The sequence below is a fragment of the Pseudoxanthomonas beigongshangi genome, assembly GCF_016820515.1.
Lineage (GTDB): Bacteria > Pseudomonadota > Gammaproteobacteria > Xanthomonadales > Xanthomonadaceae > Pseudoxanthomonas_A > Pseudoxanthomonas_A beigongshangi.
In genome coordinates this window covers 103517-128078 of the sequence record NZ_JADHDV010000005.1, presented here as the reverse complement: position 1 = coordinate 128078, position 24562 = coordinate 103517, and the positions used below count along the sequence as shown (strand labels likewise).

The window sequence follows — 24562 nt, the reverse complement described above, 5'->3', positions numbered from 1 at the left end:
CGGTTGCGCCCACCCCAGCCCTCCCCGCTTGCGGGGAGGGGGCTGGCGGGGGTGATGTGGGCAAAAGTCCGCCGGCTGGGGATCAGCGTCTTCGGGCGGGCCGTCGTCGCGCGGCCTCCAGCGCCCGCTGCGCCCACGGCCGCATCGCCGCCGCCGACTCCAGTGCCTCGGCCGGGGGCGTCCAGTAGCCGGGCACATGGCCGTCCCGCACCGGCCGATAGACGAAAGGTTCGCCGCCGGCGTCGCGGAACGCGTCGACGCTGGCCGGATCGGTCTTCAGGTACAGGGTTTCGTCCATGATCAGGCCGAACATGCAGTCGTCCAGGTAGACGCCAAGGCCGCCGAACATCGGCCGCAGCCGCACCGCGCCCACGCCGGCCAGCAGCTCGCGCAGGTGTTCAGCGAATTCGTGATGCGCGTGCATGGTGCCTCGTGCGGACCCGGGCGTGGCGGCGTCGCCAGTGCGCGCCGCTTCGGCCACAATACGCGCATGCCGATGACCCCGCACGCCAGAGCGCAACTGCAAATCCACTTCTGCGTGCTGCTGTGGGGCTTCACCGCCATCCTCGGCAAGCTCATCACCTTGCCGGCGCTGCCGCTGGTGTGGTGGCGCATGTTGCTGGTGGTGGTCGCGCTGGCGCTGCTGCCGCGGGTCTGGCGCGGCCTGCGCGCCATGTCGCCGCGATTGATGCTGGCCTACGCCGGTATCGGCGCGCTGGTGGCGCTGCACTGGCTGACCTTCTACGGCGCGATCAAGCTGGCCAACGCCTCGGTGGCGGCAACCTGCATCGCGCTGGCGCCGGCGTTCACTTCGGTGCTGGAACCGTGGCTGGCGCGGCGTCCGTTCTCCGCGCGCGAACTCGCGTTCGGCGTGGCCGTGCTGCCCGGCGTGGCGCTGGTGGTCGGCGGCGTGCCGGACGGCATGCGCCTGGGCGTCGCGGTGGGCGCGGTGTCGGCCCTGTTCGTGGCGCTGTTCGGCTCGCTCAACAAACGCCTGGTCGAACACGCGGATCCGCTCACCGTGACCGCGCTGGAACTCGGTGCGGGCACCTTGCTGCTGACCGCGCTGGCACCGCTGATGCCGCTGCTGTTCCCCGCCTTCGCCGGTGATTTGCTGGTGGTGCCTGGCCTGCGCGACGGCGCCTATCTGGTCGCCCTGTCGCTGCTGTGCACGCTGCTGCCATTCGCGCTGTCGCTGGTGGCGCTGCGCCACCTGACCGCCTACGGCGTGCAACTGGTGACGAACCTGGAACCGATCTACGCGATCCTGCTGGCCATCGTGCTGCTGGGCGAACAGCGCGAGCTGACCCCGCTGTTCTATCTGGGCGTGGCGATCATCCTGGCCGCCGTGTTCCTGCATCCGCTGCTGGAACGGCGCAAGGCCACCGGCGTGGTGCATCACCCGGAAGTGCTCGGAACTTCCGAGGCCACGAACCTGGTGGATTGAGCAGCCGCCTTTGCGTTCGATAGCGCCCTTTTTCAAGGGGGGCGGTCACCTGCGAAGCAGGTGACCGGAGATTTGCTCTTTCGGGTCACTCGCCCGGAAGGATCATTCAGACACGCCAGCAAGGCGCAGGCCGAACGAACCGTCAGCGCACCACCATCACAGGCACCGGGCTGGTGGCGATGACCTTGCTGGCGACGGAGCCCAGCAGCAGGCTCTTCAGGGTGCCGCGACCGTGGCTGCCCATCAGGATCAGATCGGCGCGATCGGCCTTGGCCAGCCGCACCAGGGTCTCGGCCACCGGCCCCACCGCGCGGTGTTCGGTGAATGGCAAGCGATTGCGCTTCATCGCCGCGCGCACCTTGCGCAGCACCGCCGCGGCGGTGTCGGCGTAATAGGCTTCCGAGCCATCCACGCCCAGTTCCTTGGCCACCGCCTTGGGCAGCGGCAGGTTGACATAGACCAGGGCGATCGACGGCGGCGCCGACAGTTGCTTGGCCAACTGCGCGGCATGCTTGACGACCTGCAGCGCGGTCTCGCTTTCATCGACGGCCAACAGAATCTTCATCGCGCGGCTCCTTGGGAAAGATGCCGGTGGGATCCCGGCCCATCCAAGTTATCGGGTCCGCGCCGGCGCGACCTTGATCGCGATCAAGCGGCGCCGCATGTATTCAGCGCTCGGGCCAGTGCCAGGCCGGCCGGGCCAGCAGGCCCTGCCCCGCCACGCCGGTCTGGCCCAGCGCCTTTTCAAGCTGGACCGTGTGGCAGTCCTCGTGTTCCTCCAGCGCGGCGATCAGCCGCGAAGCGTGCGACACCACCCACACCTGACCACGTTGCGCCGCCTGCGCGATCAGCCGCGCCAGCGCCGGCAGCAGGTCCGGATGCAGGCTGGTCTCCGGCTCGTTGAGCACCATCAGCGGCGGCGGGCGCGGCGTGTGCAGGGCCGCGATCCACAGCAGGTAGCGCAGGGTGCCGTCGGACAGTTCGGCCGCCGACAGCGGCCGCAGCAGGCCGTGCTGGGCGAAAACCAGCTGGAACCGTCCGTCGCGGACGTCCACCTCCACCTGCGCGCCGGGAAAGGCATCCTCGACCGCCGCATCCAGCGCCGCGCGATCGCCGATCTCGCGGATGGTCTGCCAGGCCGCCGCCAGATCGTGGCCGTCGTGGCTCAGTACCGGCGTGCGGGTGCCCAACTGCGGCAGCCGCGCCGGCGCTTCGGCGTCGGTGCGGAAATGATCGTAGAAGCGCCAGCCGCGAATCCGCTCGCGCAGGTCCAGCACTTCCGGCGCGCTGACCGGATCGGCGATCTGGGTGAACAGGCTTTCGAACGGGGTCAGGTGTTCGGCCACGACCCGCCATCCACGCCCTTCGCGGATCCGCGCCATCGGCCCGCGACGATCCACCAGCGCGTTGGCCTCGCGCAGGAACGGCCCGCTCCAGATCACCTCGCGCTTGATTTCCGGATCCAGCGCGAACGCCGACATCGACGGAACCGGCAGTCCCAGATCGATGGCATAGCCGAAGTCCTCGCCGGCGAATCCCAGCCGCAGCGCCACCGGCGCCTGTCGCGGTCCACCCTGCACCGGCACCTCGCCGCGGCGCATGCCGGCACTGAACTGTTCCGGCCCCGCCCACAGCACTGACGGCAGGCCGCCTTCCCGCGCCAGCGCGCGCACCACCCCGCCCTGCGCGGTCTCGGCCAGCAGGCGCAGCGCGCGATAGAGATTGGACTTGCCGCTGCCGTTGGCGCCGGTGATCAGGTTGAGCCGCGCCATCGGCATCTCCAGTTCGCGCAGCGAACGGTAGTTGCCGATGGCCAGCGTGCGCAGCACGGCGGCTACCAGTCCTGGTGCTGCGGCAACAATCCGCGCAATTCGGCGTCGGTCAGGTTGCGCCACTGGCCGGGCTTGAGCGCGCCCAGCTTGAGGTTGTCGATGCGCACGCGGCGCAACTGGGTGACCCGGTAGCCGAACTCGGCCGACATCAGCCGGATCTGCCGGTTCAAGCCCTGGGTGAGGATGATGCGGAAGCCGAACTTGGCGATCCGGCTGGTCCGGCACGGCAGGGTCATCTGCCCGTGGATGCGCACGCCGCGCGCCATCCCGCGCAGGAACTCGTCGGTGACCGGCTTGTTCACCGCCACCAGGTATTCCTTCTCGTGGCGATTCTCCGCGCGCAGGATCTGGTTGACGATGTCGCCGTTGCTGGTCATCAGGATCAGCCCTTCGGAATCCTTGTCCAGGCGGCCGATCGGGAAGATGCGCTGTTCGTGGCCGACGAAGTCGACGATATTCCCCTTCACCGAACCCTCGGTGGTGCAGGTGACGCCGACCGGCTTGTTCAGCGCGATGTAGACATGCCTGCGCTTGCCAGCCTTCACCGTGCGCGCCTTCAGCGGCTGGCCGTCCACCCGGACCTCGTCGTCCTCGCCGACCACCGCGCCCACGCCCGCGGGCCGGCCATTGACGGTGACGCGGCGCTCGGCGATCAGGCGGTCGGCCTCGCGGCGGGAACAGAAGCCGGTTTCGGCGATGTGCTTGTTGAGGCGGGTGGTCATGCGCGAATTATCGACGATTCCCGGCCCGGCCACAGCGGTTCAGCCGGACATCGCCCCGATCGGATCCGGCCGGGTCGCCTTCCACTCGCGGATCAGGCCCGCCAACGGCATCGGCGCGTGGATGGCGTAGCCCTGGGCGTAGTCGATGCCCACTTCCGCCAGCCGCACCATCGCCGCCTCGTTCTCCACCCATTCGGCGATGGTGCGCTTGCCCAGCGCCCGGCCGACCTGCGCCATCGAGCGGACCAGGGCGAGATCGACGTTGTCCCGGCCCAGGTCGCGGATGAAGGCGCCGTCGATCTTCAGGATGTCCACGTCCAGGCTCTTGAGATAGGCGAACGAGGACAAGCCGCTGCCGAAGTCGTCCAGGGCGATGCGGCAGCCGCGCGCGCGCATGGCCTCGATGAACAGGCAGGCATCGGTGAGGTTGCCGATCACCGCGGTCTCGGTGATCTCGAAGCACAGCTTGTTGGCCACGCCGGGATGGCGATCCAGTTGCTCGGCGGCGAACTGGCGGAACAGCGGATCGGCGATGGACTGCGCCGACACGTTGACGTGGCACAGATCCAGGCTGAGCAGGTGGCGGGTGTCGCGGCTGATCAGCTCCAGGGTGGAGGCCAGCACGTGGCGATCCAGCATCATCGCCTGGCCGTAACGCTCCAGCGGCGGCAGGAAATAGCCCGGGCCGTGGATGCGGCCCTCGTGATCGATCATCCGCACCAGCACTTCGTACTGCAGCCGCTCCTCGCCGCGCAGCGGCTTGATCCGCTGGGCGTACAGCAGCAGGCGGTCCTCGGCGATGGCCAGCTGGATGTGCGCCACCCAGTCCAGTTCGGTCTGCCTGCGCGCGAACGCCTCGTCGGTCTCGCGATAGCAGCGGATGCGGTTGCGGCCTTCCTCCTTGGCCAGGTAGCAGGCGGTGTCGGCCGCGCGCAGCAACCAGTCGGCGTCGCTGGTATCCGGATTGATCTCGACCACGCCGATGCTGCAGCCCAGGCCGAACTTGCGATCGTTCCAGTGGAAGGCCGACTGGGCCAGGCGGGCGTGGATGCGCTGCGCCACCCGTTCGGCATCCTCCAGGGTCGCGTGCGCCAGGAAAATCGCGAACTCGTCGCCGCCCAGCCGTCCCACCCAGTCCTCGCCGCGCAGCTGCGAGGCCAGCGCGTGCGCGAACTGGCGCAGGAAGCGATCGCCGGCGGCGTGGCCGCAAGTGTCGTTGACCAGCTTGAGCTGATCCAGATCGACGAAGCACAGCGCATGCCGGGCCGGCTGGCGCTGCACCGCCAGGGTGATCTGGCCCAGCCGGCGCTCGATCTCGCGCCGGTTGATCAGGCCGGTGAGATCGTCGTGGCTGGCCTGGTGGGCAATCTCGCTGGCCAGCTCGCGCGCTTCGGACACGTCCTCCACCACCGCGAAGATGCGCTCGCCCTCGCGGTCGCCGCCGGTGATGACCGAGGCACTCCAGCGCACCCAGCGGCTGCTGCCGTCGCTGCGGCGCAAGCGGCGTTCGCCCGGTTCGAGCATCCGCGCCCAGTCGGGACGGCCGTCGGCATCGACATGCAGATCCTCGGCATGCAGCAGATCCTGCAAATGGCCGCGCCGCAATTCCTCCAGCGGCCGCGCCAGGATCTGCGCCAGCACCTCGTTGGCCTGGGTGATGCGGCCCTCGCGATCCAGCTTGAGCATGCCGACCGCGGCCTGGTGGAAAGCCGCGCGGAACTCGGTCTCGGTGCGGCGGATCCGGCGCAGGGTGTGGCGCATGACCGCCAGCGCATACGCCGCCAGCGCGAAGAAGGCGAGCACCGCCAGCGCGGTCAGCGCGCCGCGCAGGAAGCGCGCGCCGTCCACCAGCGACTGCGAGAACGCGAGCTCGGCCACGCGCAGGCGCGCATCCATCGCCAGCAGGGTGCGCTGGTGGTGGCGGATTTCGGCGGCGCCGATGCGGCCGGCGCGGCGGCGGCGCTCGATGTCGTCGGCCAGCGCCTGCAGGTGCAGGATGTCCACTTCCGCCTGCTTCCACAGGCGCACGGATTCACGGAAATACGGCGCGCGCGCGAACAGCCGGTACATCCGGATCAGGCGGTCGATGTCGGCCGGCGCGTTGCCGCCCTCGAGGAATCCACGCCGCGCGGCGGGAATATCGATGGGACGTCGATCCAGCGCCTCGCGGCCGGCGCGATCGCCCAGCGGCACCCGCAGCGCCTGGCGGACCCGGGCCAGATCCGCCGGATCGCCGTGTGCCGCGTAACGGTACAACGCGGACACCGCGGTCTGCTGGGCCTTGGACCAGTGGCTTTCGCCGACGATGTAGGCGGTGGCCCCGGCCTGGATCTCCAGCACCGTCGCGGTCAGCAGCGCACCCAGCGCGGCGAACAGGATGATCGCCGCCACCCGTGCGGGCAGGCCCTTGCCACCGTCGTCCCTGACCATCTCGTGACTCGCGCGCGAACGCCCCTTCACCACATCGCTTCCCCTACGATGCCCGTCCCGACCTTACGTGCCACGATCACGACACGCAAGCTCGCCCCCGGCCATGCCACCTCGCCTGCGCCACGGACCCGGGATCCGCCGGCGCCGTCCCCTGGCGACGGCGGTACGGTCGCCATGACATCGGCGTCCGGAGCCAGGACTTTAACCGTGCCGCCACCGCCGGGGAGCATCGCGCCGCCCATCGTGGGTGCCGCTCATCGGAACGCCGGCGGCGGCCGGGTGCAGCGACGGTCCGCCTGCCCCTGCAGGCTCAGCAGGGCCTCGCCTTCGCTGACCACCCAGAACAGGTTGCCGGCCCCGTCGGCGTAGCGCGCGCCCGCGCCCGACGGCCGGCGCGGCAGTTCCAGCACGCGTCCATTGAACGAGATATCGACCCTTTCCTCGCCGTCGAAGTTGGCGGTGACCTGCCAGTCCCCGCATTGGTACAGGTAGGTGGTGGTGGCGTCCGTGTCGGCCGGCGGCTGCGCCCGCGTCGTCACCGGCGGCACGGGTGTTGCCGGCGCTTCCGCATGCACCGCCTGCCGCGCCTCCCGGTCCTGCCCGCAACCGGCAAGCGCCAAGGCGATGGCGAGCAGGAGCGGCGGCATGATGCCCGTATGCATCGCGACCTCCTGGAGGATGCCCGACGCAGGAGCGTATGCGCGCCGCGTTCGCGCGGAGTGAAGGCGGGCGAGCGGGTGCATGCAACGGCCGGACCACGCGCCGGCCCGCACGCGGACGTGTCCGCCTCACCGTTCGGCGCAACGGCCTACCCGTTGGCCGCATACCGCCCGCCAGGCCCTGACGTTCCCGTGCGCCTGCCCGTGTAATGGCGCTTCCCTCCCTTGCATGGAACCACCCATGATCCCGCAACGCACCCGCCTGGCCTGCCTGCTGTCGCTGGCCGTCTTGGCCACGCCTTTTGCCGCCGGCGCGCAGGCGGCCCCGGCGTCGGCTTCCACCGCCGGATCCTCCTCCATGTCCGCACCGATGTCCGCCGCCGACAGGGCCGCGATCGAGCAAGTGGTCGAACGCTTCCGCACCGCCATCATCGCCAAGGACAAGCCGGGTTTCCTGGCCCTGTTCCTGCCCGGAACCGTGGCGTGGGAAAGCGCGATCGGCGACGAAAGCCTGCGGCGCCTGCGCGGCAAGCGGCCGGAGACGCAGAAGGTCAAGCCAGACCCGCAGCACAATCCGGTGTCCTTCATCGACGGCATCGTCACCGAACCCCGGTCGACCGAGGAGAAGTTCCGCAACCTGCGCATCGACGGCGATGCCGATGTCGCCTCGGTGGTGTTCGACTACTCCTTCCACGAGGGTGGCCGCGAAACCAACAGCGGCGTGGAGGCGTGGCATCTGGTGCGCACCGAACAGGGCTGGCGGATCGTGTCGGTGATCTGGTCGATGAACCTGCCGCCGAAGCCGGCGACCGCCGGCTGATGCCGGCGCAGGGGGCGGCGATGGCATCATGGCGCCGCCCGCCTCCGCCCCCCTTTCGCCATGGCAGTCGCCGAGCCCATGACCATCCGCCCTTCCGCCGAACCGCCTTTCTGGCTGCCCTTGCTGGCCGGCCTGCCAATCGGCCTGTGCCTGGTGGTGATGGCGCTGCCGGCGCTGGGCCACGGCCACGCCACCGCCTATCGGACGCTGTACCTGCTGGCGTTCCTGGCCTGGCTGCCGCCGCTGGCGGCGCTGCAACGCGGACTGTGGCGACGGCGCCTGCCGATCGCCCTGACCGCCGGCATCCTGTTGCTGGCGACCTACGCGATGTCGGTGTTCAACAACCTGCTCGGCGATCTGATGGCCTTGTCCGCCGGCTGGTCGCGCGCGGACGAATTTCGTTTCGCGGGCCTGTTCAACGGGCTGGAGAGCTGCTGGCTGGCGCTGATCGCGTTCTGCGCGATGCACGCCGTCATCGCCTACTACGTGGAGCTCAAGCACGAGAAGCAGCAGCGCGAGCAGGCGCATCTGCTGGCGCGCGACGCGGAACTGCGCGCGTTGCGCTACCAGTTGCATCCGCACTTCCTGTTCAACACCCTCAACGCCATCTCCACCCTGGTCGCCGAGGAACGCGGCCACGACGCGCGCCGCATGATCAGCCAGCTGGCCGGGTTCCTGCGTGCCAGCCTGGAAGGCGGCGGCCAGCACGAAGTCAGCGTGGCCGAGGAAATCGCCTTGACCGATGCCTATCTGGACATCGAGAAGGCGCGCCTCGGCGAACGCCTCCAGCTGGCCTGGCGCATCGACGCCGAACTGCTGCACGCGGCCATGCCGTACCTGCTGCTGCAACCGCTGGTCGAGAACGCGATCCGGCACGGCATCGCGCCACGCGCGACGCCGGGACGTCTCGACATCCGGATCAGCCGCCACGCCGAGCGCCTGCTGCTGCAACTGGACAACGACATGGACGCCGCCATCGCGCCGACCGCGCCACGCGATGCCGCGGTCGGATTGCGCAACGTCGCCGAGCGGCTGGCGCGGCTGTATCCCGACGATCACCATTTCCACGCCGGCCCGCGGCCCGACGGCCACGGCTACCGGGTCAGCCTCGATTTGCCATTCCGCGTGGCCATCACCGCGCCGCAGGCGCAGGCCGCCGCATGATGCGGGTGGCCGTGGTCGACGACGAACCGCTGGCGCGGCGCGGGGTGATCGCGCGGCTCGCCGCGCATCCGGACATCGTGCTGGCCGGCGAGTACGCCGATGGCCGGCAGGCGCTGGAAGGACTGGGCCGGGAGCCGGTGGACGTGGTGTTCGTCGACGTGCAGATGCCCACCCTGGACGGCCTGTCGATGCTGGCGGCGCTGCCCGCCGGCCGCCAGCCGCTGAGCATCCTGCTGACCGCGCATGATCGCTTCGCCCTGCGCGCATTCGAACTCAGGGCCATCGACTACCTGCTCAAGCCGATCGACGACGAACGTTTTGCCGAAGCACTCGCGCGCGCGCGCCAGCTGCATCACTGGCGCATGTCGGGCGCCGACACGACCGGCGCGGAAGAAGCCGCGCCGGATGCCGACCACACACCGCCGCCGGCACGCCGCTTTTCGGTGCGGGTCGGCCGGCGCCTGACCTTCGTCGAGGTCGACGAAGTGGAATGGATCCAGGCCGACGGCGATTACGCCGTGCTGCACGCGCGCGGCCAGCGCCACCTGCTGCGCGAGTCCCTGCAACGGCTGGCCACGCGGCTGGATCCGCTGCGATTCCTGCGCGTGCACCGTTCGGCCATCGTGCGCGTCGACTGCGTGAGCGAACTGCAGGCGCTACCCAATCGCGACGCCCTGCTGCGCCTGCGCGACGGTACCCCGCTGCGTGCCAGCCGCACCTACATCGACGCCCTGCTGGCGCATCTCCAGCCTCCAGCCTGAGCTTCCCCGGCGGCTCCCGCACGGACGGGCGCATCGGCCGCACGGTCGGCCGCAGCGGTGCACCCGGCAGCGGCCACGCGCCCTAGAGTCCGGACTTCCACCACTCGCAGACCCGCGCATGCACCGGACTTCCGCGTTTTTTCCACGCCCCGCCATCGCCTCTCGTTTCCATGCCGTGCTCGCCGGCCTGTGGCTGGCGGCAGCCGCCCTGCCCGTGCTCGCGCAGCAAGCGGGGAATGCATCTTCCCTCGCCGCGCTGGAGCACGGACTGCGGCCCAACCTGCTCCCAGCCGGCACGCCCGAACCGCGCTGGTCGTTGCGCGAACGCATGGCGCACCACCGCGTGCCCGGCGTGGCGGTCGCGGTGATCCGCGATGGACGGCTGGTGGCCGCCGCGGGCTATGGTGTGCTGCGCGCCGACGGGAACACGCCGGTGGATGCCGACACGCTCTTCAATGTCGGCTCCATCAGCAAGGTGGTGACCGCCGCAGTGTCGCTGCGTCTGGTCGCGAAGGGCAGGATGGATCTGGACACCGACATCAACCAGGTACTGCGTGGCTGGCGACTACCCGCCTGGCGGGAGGTACCACCGGCTCCGGTCAATCTGCGCATGCTGATGTCGCACACCGCCGGACTCAACGTGCACGGCTTCCCCGACTACCTGCCCGGCGAGGCCACGCCCACCCTGCTGCAGACACTGGAAGGATTGCCGCCCGCGCGCACGCCGGCGATCCGCCTGCAGCACCGGCCCGGCCGGCTGGTCGACTATTCTGGCGGCGGCACGCTCATCCAACAGCGGATGATCGAGGACGTCAGCGGCGCGCCGCTGGAAACCAGCGGGCGTGCAGAAGTGTTCACGCCACTCGGCATGGCACGCAGCACCTTCCGGGATCCGGCGGACGCCGCACGTGGCAATGTCGCCTCCGCCCACGATGCGGAAGGCCACCCGGTCGCGCTGCCGCGCGGATGGCAGACCTTCCCGCAGGAGGCGCCAGCGGGCCTGTGGACCAGCGCCCACGATCTGGGTGCTTTCGTCGGCGCGCTGATCCGCAGCTACCAGGGCCGCGACGGCTACCTGCCCCATCCGCTGGCGATCCAGATGATGACCGAGGTGGCACCGGGCAACTTCGGTCTGGGGCCACGCCTGGAAGGCGTCGGCGAACAGCGCGTGTTCCACCACGGCGGTTCCAACGACAGCTATCACGCCTGGATCGAGGGTTACCTGGAAACCGGCGATGGCCTGGTCATCCTCACCAACGGCGAGAACGGCTGGGCGCTGCGCGGCGAAATCCGCAACGCGCTGTCCGATGCATTCGGCCACGGCGTCAATCCACTGTTGCGCACGATTGACCTGGATGCGGCCAGCGCGCGCGTCGCCGACTACGCCGGGCACTACGTTCGCGACACCCGGGTGCCGGAGGATCTGCGCGGACCGCTGGCCGACGCGTTCGACAACGGCGCCGCCACGCTTGACATCCGCTTTGACGGGCAGGTGCTGTCGGTGGTCCTGCCAGACGAAACAGGCGCGCTGCAGCCACTCGCCTCCAATCGCTTCATCGCGCCCACCGTGTTCTCCACCGGTTATACCTTCCATCGTGACGCCGGAGGCGAGGTCCGCGGACTGACCTTGTCGCTGGGCGAAGGGCGGGCCTACTACCGGCGTGTGCCGTCGCGTTGAGTCGCGGCCGATCGCCTTGCTTCGCGCCAGGAGCCAATCCCCCGTCACCTGCTTCGCAGGTGCCCGCCCCCTTTTTAAAGGGGGCTCACTCCTCCGGACTCCACGTTGGCGGAAGCACTCGCATTCCGGCTGTGCCTCCCCCTTTGAAAAAGGGGGACTGAGGGGGATTTTCTCCAGGTGCCACGCACGGCAGGCGTCCCCCTGCAACAGGAATCCAAACCGACCCGCAACGATCCCGCCCCCTCGCCGCATCTCCTCCGGAAGATTCCCTCGGAGCCCGCGCATGTTCGCCCGCCTCGTCCTGCTGTGCTGCTGCCTGTGCTGGTTTCCCGCCAGCGCCACCGAACCCGAACGCTGGCGGGTGGTGATCGATCTGTGGGGCAATCCGGTCTATCAAACGCTGGAACTGACCCGCGTGGGCGCCCGGCTGGACGGCTCGCTGGACGGCGACCCGCTGACCGGCAGTCTCCAGGACAACCGGTTGCGGCTGACCGCCATCGCCGGCGACCGGCGCTACCACCTGAGCGGCATGCAGACCGGCGACAGGCTGGCGGGAACGGCGGACTTCCCCGATCCCAACCAGCCCGGGCGCCGCGCCGAACATGCCTTCACCGCGACCCGCCTGCCAGCGCGGCCCGCGACCGCGCGCATCCTCGATTTCGTACCCACGGACTATGCCAACGAATTCAGCGCGCATCGTGCGCCGGTGTTGCTGCTCTGGCCCGGCGATACGGTGCGCACGCGCACGCTCGATTCCGGCGGCGTGGACGAACACGGCGTCACCCGCGCGCTGTTCGGCAATCCGCAGGTGGGTCCCTTCTATGTCGATGGCGCCGAACCCGGCGACGTCCTCGCCGTCACCCTGCACCGCCTGCGTCCCAACCGCGATCACGCCGACAGCCTCGACGCATTGGTGGGACGCGCGCAGGGACTGGCGCTGGCGGCGCAGGCGAACGGGCTAGGCAAGCCGGTACGCTGGCGGCTGGATCGCGAGCGCGGTTTCGCCCACCCACCGGCAGGTGGTGGCCTGGAAGGGCTGTCGATTCCATTGCGGCCGATGCTCGGCGGTATCGCGGTGGCGCCCGGTTTCGGTTTTCCACCCATGTCGGCCGGCGACAGCGGCCGCTTCGGCGGCAACATGGACTTCAACCAGATCGTCGAGGGCACGACCGTCTACCTGCCGGTCGCGCAACCCGGCGCGCTGCTCTACCTGGGCGATGCCCACGCCGCGCAGGGCGACGGCGAGACATCGCAGTACGGCCTGGAAACCTCGATGGACGTGGAATTCAGCGTGGCCGTCATCAAGAAGCGGGCGCTGGCCACGCCACGGGTCGAATCGGCCACCCGGCTGATGGCGATCGGCCAGGCGGGTTCGCTGGACGAAGCGGTGCGCGCCGCCACCCAGGGCCTGATCCAGTGGTTGCAGCAGGATTACCGGCTCGGCCTGTCCGAGGCGAGCCAGTTGCTGGGGGCGGCGGTCGAATACCGGATCATCACCCTGGCCGGCCGCAACGCGGGCGTGGCGGCGATGCTGGACAAGGCCAGCCTGGCCACGCTGCGCGCGTCGCCCAGGGGCGAGTGAAAAAATCGCGGCACGGTCGCCGCGTTCAATCGCCGCGCGTCAGTCCCGCCAGGTTCTGGCGAATCCGTTCGATGCCGGCCCAGGGGTGCTGCTTGAGCCGGCGCAACCGCGCCGGCGCCGAATCGATATCGAAGGCGTTGCCGCCCCTCACCCGTCCCAGTTCTTCCCAGCGCAACGGCATCGCCACCGGCGCGCCCGGGCGCGCGCGCAACGAAAACGACGCCACGCTGGTGGCCCCGCGCCCGTTGCGCAGGTAGTCGATGAAGATGCGCCCCTTGCGCAACCGCTTGCTGGAAGTGGCGACGTACTTCAGCGGCTCCATCCGCGCCATCGATTCGGCGAAGGCGTGCGCGAACGGCTTGACCTGATCCCAGCCGCAGGCCGGTCTCAGCGGCACCACCACGTGCAGCCCCTTGCCGCCGGACGTGCGTACGAACGACTGCAGGCCCGCTTCCTCCAGCAGGCCGCGCATCTGTCGCGCGGCGGCCACGATTTCAGCCCACGATACGTCGGCGCCGGGATCGAGATCGAACACCACCCGATCCGCGCGATCCGGATCGTCCGCGTGCGCGCCCCACGGATGGAACTCCAGCGCGTTGAACTGGACCAGTTCGCGCACCGCCCGCGCGTCACGCGCCACCAGGTAATCCTCGGTCTGTCCGCTCTCCTCCTCGACCGGCACGCTGTCCACGTACTGCATGCCGGCGGCCAGATGCTTCTGGAAGAAGCACGGCCGCGTCGCCCCCTGCGGACAGCGGATGATCGACAGCGGCCGTCCGCTGATTTCCGGCAACAGCCATGCCATCACCGTGTCGTAGTAATCGGCCACGTCCTGCTTGGTCTTGCCGGTGTCCGGATAGACCACCCGGCCCGGATGGGTCAGTTCGATGCCGTCGTCCGCGGCCGATGCGCGCCGGGTACCCCGCTTGCCCGTCGTGCCGGTCTTCCCACCCGCCGTCTTGCCGTTCGCCTTGTCCGCCATGTCCGCCATGTCCGCCTTCCGGTCCGATGAGCGCAGATCCGCCGCGGTCTTGTCCGGCCGCAGCCCCTTCAGCGATGGCTGCCGCAGCAATCCCTGGTTGCCGACACCGCGATAGAACACTTCCACCACCACTTCCGGCGGGAACCAGCGCGCGCCGCGCAGATCGGTGTCCAGCCCTTCGGGGATGTCGACGGTGGGCGTGGCGCGCGCGCGCCGGCCCAGCCTTTCCCCGAGTTCGGCCAGGGTGGCCTGGCTGAAGCCGGTACCCACCCGTCCGGCGAAGCGCCAACCGCCGCGGCCGTCGGGCCGGGCCAGCAGCAGCGAGCCGAAGCCGGCGCGGCTGCCCTTCGGCGGGGTCATGCCCGCCACCGCGAATTCATCGCTCTCCTGGCGCTTGCTCTTGCGCCAGTCGTCGCCACGCCCGGCCCGATACGGAGCGTCCGCACGCTTGGAGATGATGCCTTCCAGGTGGCGTTCGGCCGCCGCGGCGAACGCCAGATCGCCGTGTCCCTGCACATGCGGGCTGTAGGCGATGGGCGGCCTGGCCTTTTTCAGCACGGTTTCGAGCAGGTGCTTGCGATCGACCTGCGCGACGCTGCGGGTGTCCACGCCCTCCAGATGAAGCAGATCGAACAGCACGTACGACAGCGGTGCGTTCTTCTCGCCGGAGAGCGTGGCCTGCAGCACGCTGAAGTCGGCCTGGGTACCGGCGCCGGCGATCAGTTCGCCGTCCAGCGCGGCTTCCTGCAATCCCAGCTGCGCCAGCGCATCGACGATCTCGGGCACCTTCGCGGTCCACTCCAGCGCATTGCGCGACCAGATCCGCACCTGTCCCGCGCGAATGACCGTCAACAGGCGATAGCCATCCCACTTGGCCTCGTGCAGCCAGTCATCGCCCATCGGCGGCGCGCTGCCCAGCATCGCCAACTGGGGTTTGAACGGTCCGTCCACCAGGCGCGCGCGGCGCGCGCCGGCAAGCGCCAGCGCGCGCTTGCGCCGCTGTTCGATGGTGCGCGGGGAAACACGCGCGCGTGTTCCGGTGGCGGTCTTGCGCGACGCCGTCTTGCGCGCTTTCACGCCTGGCTTCACCACCCGCCCCCGGCGCGTGCCCGCGGTCGGTGCCGCCACGTCGTCCAGCATGTCGTCGGCCTCGCCGGGTGCCGCGTAGTCGTCCTCGTCCTTGAACAGCAGCCACTGCGGCCTGGCCGAGGCGCGTCCGGTGCGCACCAGGTGCCAACCGCCCTTGAGCTTGTCGCCGAACAGTTCGAAGCGCAGGTGACCCTTCGCCAGCTGCGCCTCGGGATCGCCGCGGGTGGCCCATAGCCCGCGATCGAACAAGGCGACGTGGCCGGCACCATATTCGCCTTCCGGAATCTCACCCTGGAAGTCCGCATAGGCAATCGGATGATCCTCCACCTCTGCCGCCAGCCGCTTGACCTGCGGATCCAGGCTCGGACCCTTCGGCACCGCCCAGCTCTTGAGCGCGTCGCCGACCTGCAGGCGGAAGTCGTAGTGGCGATGGCTGGCATGGTGCAACTGGACCACGAAAATCGGCCGCGCCGCGCGTCCGGTACGCCCCGGGGCCGGCTCGCGGGTGCGCCCGAAGTGCCGCTTGCGCTGGTACTCCACCAGACTCATCGGTGAACCTGATCATCACACGGGGTCCACTATGGTCGGGATTCCGTCAACGGGATGTATGAAGATGACTCCACTGGACAAGCCCCTGCGCCGTGAGTTGCTCCTCAACGATGTCGCCTACACCCTGGTGATCGATCCGGTCGGATTGAAGCTGACCGAAAAGGGCCGCCGGCGCGGCGTCGAACTGCGCTGGACCGAACTGGTGTCCGGCGACGCCGGCCTGGCCGCCGCGTTGCAGGCATCGGTGGAAGACGAACGCGGCTGACCGCCGCGCGGCGCCCCGGCGTGCCGCGCATCCGGGACGATCAACGCTTGCGCGTGGCCGCCTTCTTAGTCGCGCGCTTGCCGGCGGCCTTGGTCGCCGTCTTGCGTGCGCGCTTGCGCGCGGGAGCCTTCTTCGCCGCCGATTTCTTCGCCGGGGTGCGTTTCTTTTCCGCCAGGCTTTTCTGCAGCAACGCCATGAAGTCCACCACGTTGGTGGTGGCCTCTTCCTCGCGCTCCGGCTCCTCGACGCGCGCGGTCGCGCCCTTGGACTTGATCCGCTTGCGGATGATCGCCTGCAGGCGTGCGCGGAATTCGTCATGGTAGGCGTCGGGTGACCAGTCGCCGGCCATCGATTCCACCAGTTGCCGAGCCATTTCCTCTTCCTTGGCCGAAATGCGGTAGGACGAGGCACTCCCGGAGGGCAGCTTGTAGTCCTCCGGATCCACCAGTTCCTGTGGATAGCGCAGCAGCATCAGCACCAGCGCGTCGCCCAGCGGCATCACCGCGGACAGGTATTCGCGGGTGCGGATGACGACCCGGGCCACGCCGATCCGGCCGGTCGATTCCAGCGTGCGGCGCAGCAGCACGTAGCCCTTCTCGGCCTTCTTGCCGGGCACCAGCACGTAGGGCTTCTCGAAGTAGCGCGGATCAATCGCGTCGCGCTCGATGAAGGCCTCCACCTCCACCGTCTCGTGGCTCTCCGGCGCGGCGGCGCGGATGTCCTCCTCTTCCACCACCACATAGTTGCCCTTGTCGTACTCGTAGGCCTTGACGATGTCCTTCCACGGCACTTCCTCGCCGGTCTCGGCGTTGACCCGCTCGAACCGGATCGGCTTGCGGTCGCGCGAGTCCAGCATGCGGAAGTGCAGATCGACCTTGCGCTCGCCGGACATCAGCGAGACCGGTACGTTCAACAGGCCGAAGGAAAGCGTGCCTGTCCAGATGGGGCGTGCCATGGCGCGTCCTCGCGGCGATTGTCGCTTTCCTTGTTAGTGCCTGCGCGATGATGGGCAGGTGAACGAAAGCCCTCCCTGGAGCGCCGCAGAAGCGCGACGGACGTCAAGACTTAATGCTTTCTCCATGCGTTGTTTACATTCGTGACGAGCGCGACGGCCATGATGGGCGCTCCCGTCAGAAAGGAGGACATGCATGGGCAGCATCCATCGGTATCCCCCGCGGCAGGCCGTCCCCGGCAAGTGCGAGGTGGTGGACGTGAAGGCCGAACTGGAAGAATGGCGCGAAGGGATTCCCTCATCCGGGTTCTACCAGCCGGGGACCTCGTTCAGCCGCTACGAACCCAGCCTGATGTTCGCGTACGACAGCTACCTGCAATACCACCAGGTGCCGCTGGAGGGATTGCTGCATACGCTGGAACAACGCTACGAGGAACGCTTCGATCACTTCGAGCGGCTGGACTGGCACCACATGGAAAACCTGCTGCGCGAAGTCTGGCAGCGCATGGGCGCCCCGCTTGGCGATGACGGACAGGCGCGCACGGCCGGCATGCGCCCGCTTCCGCTGCGCCAGCCCTACGGCTGACCCGCCTTACGATTGACCAGCCGTGCGTTGATGAACACCCGCGCCGTCCGCCGCGACGCTCAGTCGCGGCGCGGCGCCGGCTTTCCCTTGCGGTGCGGCTTCGGCGCACCGTCGCGCGCCTTCTTGGCGAAACCGCCGCCCAGCTTGCCCGGCGGGCGTCCTTCCGGACGCTGCTGGCGGCGCGGCGGCGCGTGGCCGCTGTCCTCGCCCACGCGATGGATGCGCAACTGCTGGCCGGACACCCACACCTTCTTCAGGTGCGACAGGATCTCGGACGGCATGCCTTCGGGCAGGTCCAGCACCGAATGGTCGTCGTGGATGTCGATACGGCCGATGTAGCGCGCTTCCAGGCCCGCCTCGTTGGCGATCGCGCCGACGATGTTCGCCGGCTTGACGCCGTGCATGTGACCCACCTCGATGCGGAAGGTCTCCATGCCGACCTCGGGTTCGGCGCGCGGCGGCTTGTCGAAGCGCGGGCGCTCGATGCGCGGCGCGGCCGCCTCGTCATGCGCGCGCTCGTGCGTGTGTTCGTGGTGCTCGCGACGGGCCGGCCGCTCGCTGCGTTCGGCGCGTTCCGGACGCGGTTCGCGCACCGGTCGTTCCTCGCGCACGGGACGTTCGCCGCGCGCACGCGCGTCGCGCCGCTGTTCCGGCGGCAGCAACAGCGGCGTGTCGCCCTGCAGCAGTCGCGCCAGGGCGGCGGCGATGTCCACCGCCGGCACGTTGTGCTCCTGCTCGTAGGCTTCGACCAGGCTGCGGAACTCGCCGGTGTCGCCGGCGGCCAGGGTGTCGGTGATGCGGCTGAGGAACTTCTGCACCCGGCGATCGTTGACCGCCTCGACGCTGGGCAACTGCATTTCCTGGATCGGCTGGCGGGTGGCGCGCTCGATGGCGCGCAGCATGCCCTTCTCGCGCGGGGTGACGAACAGGATCGCATCGCCACTGCGGCCCGCGCGGCCGGTGCGGCCGATGCGGTGCACGTAGCTTTCGGTGTCGTACGGAATGTCGTAGTTCAGCACGTGGCTGATGCGCTCCACGTCCAGGCCGCGCGCGGCCACGTCGGTGGCCACCAGCACGTCCAGCTTGCCATCCTTCAACTGCTGGATGGTCTTCTCGCGCTGCGCCTGCTGCATGTCGCCGTTGATGGCGGCGGCGGCCAGGCCGCGCGCCTGCAACTTGCCTGCCAGTTCCTCGGTCGCCGCCTTGGTGCGGGCGAAGATGATCATGCCGTCGAACGGCTCGGCTTCCAGGATTCGGGTCAGCGCATCGAGCTTGTGCAGGCCGCTGACGAACCAGTAGCGCTGGCGGATGTTGGCCGAGGTGGTGGTCTTGGCCGCGATGGTGACCTCGACCGGATCCTTCAGGTAGGTCTGGGCGATGCGCCGGATCGCCGGCGGCATGGTCGCCGAGAACAGCGCGACCTGGCGCGATTCCGGGGTCTTCTTCAGTACCGTCTCGACGTCATCGATGAAGCCCATGCGCAGCATTTCATCGGCTTCGTCCAGCACCAGCGTGGTCAGGCCGGACAGATCCAGCGAGCCGCGCTCCAGGTGATCGATCACCCGCCCGGGGGTGCCCACCACCACATGCACGCCGCGCTTGAGCGCCTGCAGCTGCGGGTAGTAGCTCTGGCCGCCGTAGATCGGCAGGACGTGGAAACCGGGCATCTTCGCCGCGTAGCGCTGGAACGCCTCGGCGACCTGGATCGCCAGTTCGCGGGTCGGCGCCAGCACCAGCGCCTGCGGCTTGTCGGCCGCCAGGTTGATGGAGGACAGCAGCGGCAGCGCGAAGGCCGCGGTCTTGCCAGTGCCGGTCTGGGCCTGGCCCAGCACGTCGCGGCCGGCCAGCACCGCCGGGATGGTGGCGGCCTGGATGGGGGATGGGGTTTCGTAGCCCACTTCGGTGACCGCGGCCATGACCGGCGCGGACAGGCCGAGATCGGCGAAAACGAGCGAAGACGGGGAGGATTCGGGGGACATGGAGGACTCCGGGGCGTCGCGGAGTGCGCACGCAAGCAGCGTATTGTGCGCTTTCAGGCCCCCTCCTGTCCTGTCGGCCTGCGGGTCGCCCCGCCTCGCCGTTCAGGCAAATCCTTGATTTGGCGGGGATTCTGTCCGATTTAGCCCCCTCAGGCGGCACTCCGTGATTTTTTCCCCACCGCCGCGAATCACCCTTCCGACACGCACAATCGGCACGGGCGGGAAATGGAACACGTGGCAGACATGGCGGAACACGCGCGGCAGGGGTTCGCGGAACAGCTGGAACGACACCGGGGCATCGTCTTCAAGGTGGCCGGCACCTATTGCCGCAATCCCGACGACCGCGCCGAGCTGGCGCAGGAAATCGCCAGCCAGCTCTGGCAGGCCTATCCACGTTTCGATCCGGCGCGTCCGTTCTCCACCTGGATGTACCGGATCGCGTTGAATGTCGCGATCTCGTTCGTGCGCGACAACAGCCGACGCCACCGCCACGCGGTGCCGCTGGACGATCAGTTGCACGACATCGCCGATCCGCACGCGGCAGATCCGCAGGCCGAGCAGCAGGTGCGCGCCCTGCATCGCTTCATCCACGCGCAGGCCCCACTCGATCGCGCGCTCCTGCTGCTGTACCTGGAGGACCGCGGCTATCGCGACATCAGCGAGATCCTGGGTATCAGCGAAACCAATGTCGCCACCAAGATCAGCCGGCTCAAGCAACGCATCCGCAACGAACTCTGACCCCACATGGACACGCTCATGGAAACCGATGAACTGAAGGCCGCCTGGCAGGCGCTGGAGCGCCGCATGACCCGGCAGGATCAACTCAGCCTGCACCTGTTCCGCGAAGGGCGGCTGGAAAAGGCGCGCAGCAGCCTGCGTCCGCTGTTCTGGGGACAGCTCATCCAGATCGTGTTCGGCGTGGCGATGATCGTGCTGGGGGTGGCCTGCTGGACCCCGCACCGCGACCTGCCGGTGCTGCTGGTATCCGGCATCCTCGTGCACGCCTACGGGGTGGCGACCACCGCGATGGCCGGACTGACGCTCGGCCTGATCGGCCTGATCGACTATTCCGCGCCGGTGCTGACCATCCAGCGCCACCTGGCCCGGCTGCGGCGCTTCTACATCTGCAACGGCATGATCGCCGGCCTGTCCTGGTGGCTGCTGTGGCTGCCCTTCGTCATCGCCCTGGGCGCCGTGGTCGGCGGCAACCTGACCCCGGCCGCGCCCGGCATGCTGGTGGTGTGCCTGGCGATCGGCATCCCCGGCCTGATCGCCTCCGCCTGGATCCATCGCTGGCGCCGCCGGCGCGCCGGTTCGGATGCCTGCTTCGAGGACGCCCTGGGCGGCAGCAGCATCCAGCGCAGCCAGCGCGTGCTGGACGAACTGGCCCGCTTCGAACGCGAGTGAGGCGCGGGCCGGCCGGGATTGCGATTAAACTGCCGCGATGCAGATGCTCGATTTCGAACTCGACGGCGAATACGTCGAACTCAACCAGTTGCTCAAGCTGATCGGCTTGGTCGACAGCGGCGGCGCGGGCAAGGCGCTGGTCGCTTCCGGCGCGGTGCGGGTGGACGGTGCGGTCGAACTGCGCAAGACCTGCAAGATCCGGGATGGGCAGGTCGTTGCGCTCGACGACATCGAGATCCACGTCCGCGCGAGCTGACCGGATGACGCGGCGAGCCAAACGACCGCCCCGGCCTGCTGCTCAGTCCCTTGGCGAATCCATCGCCGCGACCATCGCCCGGATCTTCACCGCTTTCTCGAAGTGATCCAGCCGATGCGTGCGTATCCACCACTCCGCGGCTTCCATGAGCCGCTCGGGATCATCGTTGCGATTGGCGAAGAAAGCGTAGAACGACAGACCCACCTCCGGCCCCTTCTGCGCGATCTTCCGATCGCACACTTCGATGATTTTCCGCCGAAGCTCAATCCTCACGCCGTTTCCCTGTCCTGAACACCGCGCCCCTACAGCACGCCGGAAGCGTCGCGGTCGAATTCGGCCATCGGGCTTTCCATCGGGCAGGTGCCGTCGGGGAAACCGAAGCTCTTGCGCAGCTCCAGACCGCAGGTATTGATGTCTTCCAGCGCGGTCTCGGTCTGCCCGCACTGGCGATCGAAGGCCAGCATGAAGTCGTCCTTGCGGCGCACGAATTCCTCGCCGCACTTGCGGGTCAGCTGGATGCGATCCAGATCGTCCTGCGCCGCGTTGGTGCCCTGCAAGCCATATTCTTCCAGCTCGGTGGCGGTCAGCAGGCGCAGCTTGCGGTTGGGCACGGTCATCATCAGATCCGCCACCGTCACCGCCGCGCCGTTGCGCTCCAGGTAATCCTTCAACTGGCCGTAGACCTGGCGCAGTTCCTCGGCCAGCTCGGCGCGCGAGTTGGCACCGGAATTTATCCGCATCATCCGATGGATGCCGACCTTGCCGGCAATCACCCGGTTGTCGCCGGCGGCGAGGATAAGCAGGCAGGAGCTGTGGCAGATCGCGCCGTCGCGTACCCACAGCGTCCAGTGCGAGGCGCCGATGATGTCGCCGGCGCGAATGCCGTCCTCGACCCGGCCACCGCTGGAATCGATGTCCAGCACGCGCTTCTCGATCGCCAGCCGGTTGGCGACGTTGGACATGCGTTCCATCAGCGAGGTGAATTCGGCGTTGATCTTTCCCGTGTAGCGCACCCGCATCACCCCGGCGGCCTGGCATGGCTTGACCGCATCGAGCAGGCTCTGGAAGTCGAGCTTGTCCAGCGCCACGCCGTCACCGTGCTCCGCGTAGTCGAGTTCGCAGCTGACCCAGGTGACCCCGGCGGTCAGCGGCGCCTCCGGCCAGTCGGTGGTGCGTGCCAGATCGATCTTGCGCGGCGCCGGCTTGACCGGGCCGGCGCTGATGGCGCCGTTGTCCTCGCTGCTGGCGGTGGTCTCGGTACGCGGCTTCTCCGGTGCCGGCGGCGCAGGGGGCTCGGCCCGGCATCCGGCCAGCAGGACGGCGCACAGCACACACCAGGACAACAGGGACACGGGACGCATGGGCACGGAAGGCGGCGGGACGTGGGAAAGAGCCGCTAGTCTAGGGCCCGGAGTGCGCCGGGGGCCGAATCGGTGGTGAATGCGGCCTCGACCGGTTCAGCTCGCGAGTCCCGCGACATCTGCGGCAGACCCCAAAGGCCAACCGCCCACGTCACGCGACGCAGGCAGGGAACGCGCAGCGCATCGGCATCTCGATCGACATGCCGCTCGCTCCCGGCAGACGGTGGGTGGCCGCGATCTCAGGCGAAGGTCACCGCGTGGACCGGTGGCAGCCGGGCCGGCAGCGCCTGCCAATGCTCGCCCTGATCATCGCTGGTCCAGAAACCGCCGGTGGTGGAACCGAACGCCAGCCGATCACCACTGGCGTCGACGGCCAGGCCGTGCCGGTAGACCAGATCGTAGGACTGCTCCGCCGGCAGTCCGGTGCGCAGGGTCTGGAAGCTGCGCCCGCCGTCGCGGGTGCGGGCGACCACCAGTCGCGCATCCACCGGATAGCGCTTCTCGTCCTTCACCGCCGGCACGAACCACGCGGTATCCGCGTCGCGCGGATGCACCGCCACCGCGAAGCCGAACACCGAGGGCGGCACGTCGGTGATCTCGTACCAGTCGCCGCCGTCGGCGGTGCTGCGGAACACGCCATTGTGGTGCTGGGCCCAGAACACCTCCGGCGTGGCGCGCGCCTGCACCAGCCGGTGCACGTCCTGGATGTTGGGATCGCCCTGCTGCCCTTCCGGCATGTAGCGCGCGATCATGCCCTGCGCGGTCTGGCTCCAGTTGTCGCCACCGTCGTCGCTGCGCCACACGCCACCGCTGGAGATCGCCACCCGCAGGCGGCGCGGATCGCGCGGATCCACGCAGATGGAATGGATGCCCGGATGATCGTATCCGCCGCCGAACCACTGGCCGCGTTCGGGGCGATCCCACAGGCCACGCACGAGTTGCCAGTTGCGTCCGTGATCGTCGGAGCGGAACAGGCCGCCGGGAATGGTGCCCGCCCACAGCCGGCCCGGTTCGTCCGGCCCGCCCGCTTCCAGTGACCAGATCAGGCGCAGCGCCGCCGGTTGCGCCGGCTTGCCGTCGCCAGGCACCACCTGGTCGCCTTCGCCATAGGCCGGTACGCCCACCTCTTCCCATTGCCGGCCCTGGTCGGTGGAACGATGCAGCTTGGCGCCGAAGTGGCCGAGATCCAGCGCGGCGTACCAGCTGCCGTCGCGCGGGTCGGCCAGCGCCAGCGCCACGTTGTCGCCGAGGAAGGCGGTATCGGCGATTCGCCAGCCGCCGTTGTCGCGCGCGAGCACGAACAATCCCTTGCGTGAAGACACCAGCAATCGATCCGACATGTCAGCCTCCCGACAGCGCCTGCATCACGTAGAGTTCGGCATCGTCGCCGACGGCCTGGCCGAGATCGCGCTTGTCGCGCAGGCACTGGCCATCGACGAATACCGCGACGTGGTGGCGCACCGCGCCGTGCTCGTCGAGCACGTAGCCACGCAGCGTGGGATGCAGGTCGAACACGGCCTGCAGCAGTTCACCCACGCTGGCGCCGGCCAGCTGCATGCACAGCTCGCCGCCGGAACGTGCTTCGGCTTGCGGCAGCCAGCGCGTCAGCGCCGGCGCCAGCACCACCCTGGCCATCACGGGGTCCTTGCCACCCAGACAGCCACGGAGGATAGCGCCCCGCCCGCGGCGCCGCATGGCGCAACGCCGCGAGGAGGCGTCGGGTCCGCTTGCAGCGACGCGGATTGTCGCGGCCGGCTTCGCCCGTGGCGCCCGCGCGGACCGCGCGGTTTGCGATTTTCCCCGTAGCTGACGACGCGAATGCCAGGCGCGGAATTCAGTTTCGCCGCACCGCAGCAGCACCCGCGACCGCTTTCCCCGCTTCTCGCTTCAATGGACCCGGCAACCCCATCCGCCAGCCCGCGATCCGCTCAAGAAGCGGTCGCGCGGGTCGATACCGGACACCAGACGTGCCCGTTGAGGAGACCCCATGGGGCCCAGCCAATCGGCCTGCCATCGGGGAATCCGGCGGTCCGGGGTCGAC

24 protein-coding genes are annotated in these 24562 nt (G+C 69.1%); 11 read left to right on the top strand and 13 right to left on the bottom strand.

What is annotated here, in order from left to right:
* Positions 1 to 82: 82 nt before the first annotated feature.
* Positions 83 to 424 carry a TfoX/Sxy family protein gene (locus IQ458_RS05565; protein WP_203322166.1) on the bottom strand — a complete coding sequence of 114 codons (342 nt, stop codon included), beginning with the start codon at positions 422 to 424 and terminating at the stop codon, positions 83 to 85.
* A gap of 66 nt (positions 425 to 490) precedes the next feature.
* On the opposite strand from IQ458_RS05565, the gene IQ458_RS05560 reads away from it, so the two are divergent.
* A complete protein-coding gene (locus IQ458_RS05560) occupies positions 491 to 1447 on the top strand; it encodes a DMT family transporter (protein WP_203322165.1) in 957 nt (318 codons plus the stop codon).
* Between the two features lie 142 nt (positions 1448 to 1589).
* Here IQ458_RS05560 and IQ458_RS05555 read toward each other — a convergent pair whose 3' ends face one another.
* The 5 genes from IQ458_RS05555 to IQ458_RS05535 form a co-directional block, all read right to left on the bottom strand.
* A complete protein-coding gene (locus tag IQ458_RS05555; RefSeq protein ID WP_183638435.1) occupies positions 1590 to 2012 on the bottom strand; it encodes a universal stress protein in 423 nt (140 codons plus the stop codon).
* Between the two features lie 103 nt (positions 2013 to 2115).
* A complete protein-coding gene (locus IQ458_RS05550) occupies positions 2116 to 3276 on the bottom strand; it encodes an AAA family ATPase (protein ID WP_203322164.1) in 1161 nt (386 codons plus the stop codon).
* Positions 3277 to 3281: 5 nt separating this feature from the next.
* Positions 3282 to 4001 (bottom strand): pseudouridine synthase, encoded by a 720-nt coding sequence (locus tag IQ458_RS05545; protein ID WP_203322163.1) that lies wholly within the window; start codon positions 3999 to 4001, stop codon positions 3282 to 3284.
* A 39-nt stretch (positions 4002 to 4040) separates the two neighbouring features.
* Entirely contained in the window at positions 4041 to 6431 is a 2391-nt protein-coding gene (locus IQ458_RS05540; RefSeq protein WP_203322162.1) for a putative bifunctional diguanylate cyclase/phosphodiesterase, read from the bottom strand.
* Positions 6432 to 6685: 254 nt separating this feature from the next.
* Positions 6686 to 7093, bottom strand: coding sequence for an MliC family protein (locus IQ458_RS05535; protein WP_203322161.1), 408 nt, complete (start codon positions 7091 to 7093; stop codon positions 6686 to 6688).
* A gap of 238 nt (positions 7094 to 7331) precedes the next feature.
* On the opposite strand from IQ458_RS05535, the gene IQ458_RS05530 reads away from it, so the two are divergent.
* From IQ458_RS05530 to IQ458_RS05510, 5 genes are all read left to right on the top strand, one after another.
* Complete coding sequence (locus tag IQ458_RS05530; RefSeq protein ID WP_203322160.1) at positions 7332 to 7910, top strand: Cif family virulence factor; 579 nt, start codon at positions 7332 to 7334, stop codon at positions 7908 to 7910.
* Positions 7911 to 7988: 78 nt separating this feature from the next.
* Positions 7989 to 9074, top strand: a complete 1086-nt coding sequence (locus IQ458_RS05525; RefSeq protein WP_203322159.1) for a sensor histidine kinase — start codon at positions 7989 to 7991, stop codon at positions 9072 to 9074.
* Positions 9071 to 9835 (top strand): LytR/AlgR family response regulator transcription factor, encoded by a 765-nt coding sequence (locus IQ458_RS05520; RefSeq protein WP_203322158.1) that lies wholly within the window; start codon positions 9071 to 9073, stop codon positions 9833 to 9835. Before IQ458_RS05525 ends, IQ458_RS05520 begins: the two co-directional genes overlap by 4 nt.
* A 118-nt stretch (positions 9836 to 9953) precedes the next feature.
* On the top strand, positions 9954 to 11513 hold the full coding sequence (locus IQ458_RS05515; protein WP_203322157.1) for a serine hydrolase domain-containing protein: 1560 nt from the start codon (positions 9954 to 9956) through the stop codon (positions 11511 to 11513).
* Positions 11514 to 11796: 283 nt separating this feature from the next.
* A complete protein-coding gene (locus IQ458_RS05510) occupies positions 11797 to 13095 on the top strand; it encodes an acetamidase/formamidase family protein (RefSeq protein WP_203322156.1) in 1299 nt (432 codons plus the stop codon).
* A 25-nt stretch (positions 13096 to 13120) separates the two neighbouring features.
* Here the strand turns inward: IQ458_RS05510 and ligD are convergent, their stop codons facing one another.
* A complete protein-coding gene (ligD, locus tag IQ458_RS05505; RefSeq protein ID WP_203322155.1) occupies positions 13121 to 15715 on the bottom strand; it encodes a DNA ligase D in 2595 nt (864 codons plus the stop codon).
* A gap of 64 nt (positions 15716 to 15779) precedes the next feature.
* Here ligD and IQ458_RS05500 point away from each other — a divergent pair, with 64 nt between their 5' ends.
* Positions 15780 to 15980, top strand: a complete 201-nt coding sequence (locus tag IQ458_RS05500) for a hypothetical protein (protein ID WP_183638462.1) — start codon at positions 15780 to 15782, stop codon at positions 15978 to 15980.
* Positions 15981 to 16020: 40 nt separating this feature from the next.
* Here the strand turns inward: IQ458_RS05500 and ku are convergent, their stop codons facing one another.
* The gene (gene ku, locus IQ458_RS05495; protein ID WP_203322154.1) at positions 16021 to 16935 is read right to left on the bottom strand and encodes a non-homologous end joining protein Ku; all 915 of its coding nucleotides are present in this window, start codon (positions 16933 to 16935) and stop codon (positions 16021 to 16023) included.
* Positions 16936 to 17128: 193 nt separating this feature from the next.
* On the opposite strand from ku, the gene IQ458_RS05490 reads away from it, so the two are divergent.
* On the top strand, positions 17129 to 17518 hold the full coding sequence (locus IQ458_RS05490; protein WP_183638466.1) for a hypothetical protein: 390 nt from the start codon (positions 17129 to 17131) through the stop codon (positions 17516 to 17518).
* Positions 17519 to 17577: 59 nt separating this feature from the next.
* Here the strand turns inward: IQ458_RS05490 and IQ458_RS05485 are convergent, their stop codons facing one another.
* The gene (locus IQ458_RS05485) at positions 17578 to 19497 is read right to left on the bottom strand and encodes a DEAD/DEAH box helicase (RefSeq protein WP_203322153.1); all 1920 of its coding nucleotides are present in this window, start codon (positions 19495 to 19497) and stop codon (positions 17578 to 17580) included.
* A gap of 243 nt (positions 19498 to 19740) precedes the next feature.
* On the opposite strand from IQ458_RS05485, the gene IQ458_RS05480 reads away from it, so the two are divergent.
* Genes IQ458_RS05480 through IQ458_RS05470 form a run of 3 tightly spaced genes read left to right on the top strand, consistent with a single transcriptional unit; the run spans position 19741 to position 21160 of the window.
* Entirely contained in the window at positions 19741 to 20235 is a 495-nt protein-coding gene (locus tag IQ458_RS05480) for an RNA polymerase sigma factor (protein ID WP_225562528.1), read from the top strand.
* Between the two features lie 6 nt (positions 20236 to 20241).
* Positions 20242 to 20904 carry a serine/threonine protein kinase gene (locus IQ458_RS05475; protein WP_183638473.1) on the top strand — a complete coding sequence of 221 codons (663 nt, stop codon included), beginning with the start codon at positions 20242 to 20244 and terminating at the stop codon, positions 20902 to 20904.
* Between the two features lie 37 nt (positions 20905 to 20941).
* The gene (locus IQ458_RS05470; protein WP_183638476.1) at positions 20942 to 21160 is read left to right on the top strand and encodes an RNA-binding S4 domain-containing protein; all 219 of its coding nucleotides are present in this window, start codon (positions 20942 to 20944) and stop codon (positions 21158 to 21160) included.
* Between the two features lie 42 nt (positions 21161 to 21202).
* Here the strand turns inward: IQ458_RS05470 and IQ458_RS19850 are convergent, their stop codons facing one another.
* The 4 genes from IQ458_RS19850 to IQ458_RS05450 form a co-directional block, all read right to left on the bottom strand.
* Positions 21203 to 21400, bottom strand: coding sequence for a DUF6500 family protein (locus tag IQ458_RS19850; RefSeq protein ID WP_203322152.1), 198 nt, complete (start codon positions 21398 to 21400; stop codon positions 21203 to 21205).
* Positions 21401 to 21462: 62 nt separating this feature from the next.
* Positions 21463 to 22512 carry a COG3904 family protein gene (locus IQ458_RS05460; RefSeq protein ID WP_203322151.1) on the bottom strand — a complete coding sequence of 350 codons (1050 nt, stop codon included), beginning with the start codon at positions 22510 to 22512 and terminating at the stop codon, positions 21463 to 21465.
* A gap of 248 nt (positions 22513 to 22760) precedes the next feature.
* Positions 22761 to 23861 carry a WD40/YVTN/BNR-like repeat-containing protein gene (locus IQ458_RS05455; RefSeq protein WP_203322150.1) on the bottom strand — a complete coding sequence of 367 codons (1101 nt, stop codon included), beginning with the start codon at positions 23859 to 23861 and terminating at the stop codon, positions 22761 to 22763.
* Between the two features lies 1 nt (position 23862).
* Complete coding sequence (locus IQ458_RS05450) at positions 23863 to 24156, bottom strand: MoaD/ThiS family protein (RefSeq protein ID WP_183638484.1); 294 nt, start codon at positions 24154 to 24156, stop codon at positions 23863 to 23865.
* Positions 24157 to 24562: the final 406 nt, after the last annotated feature.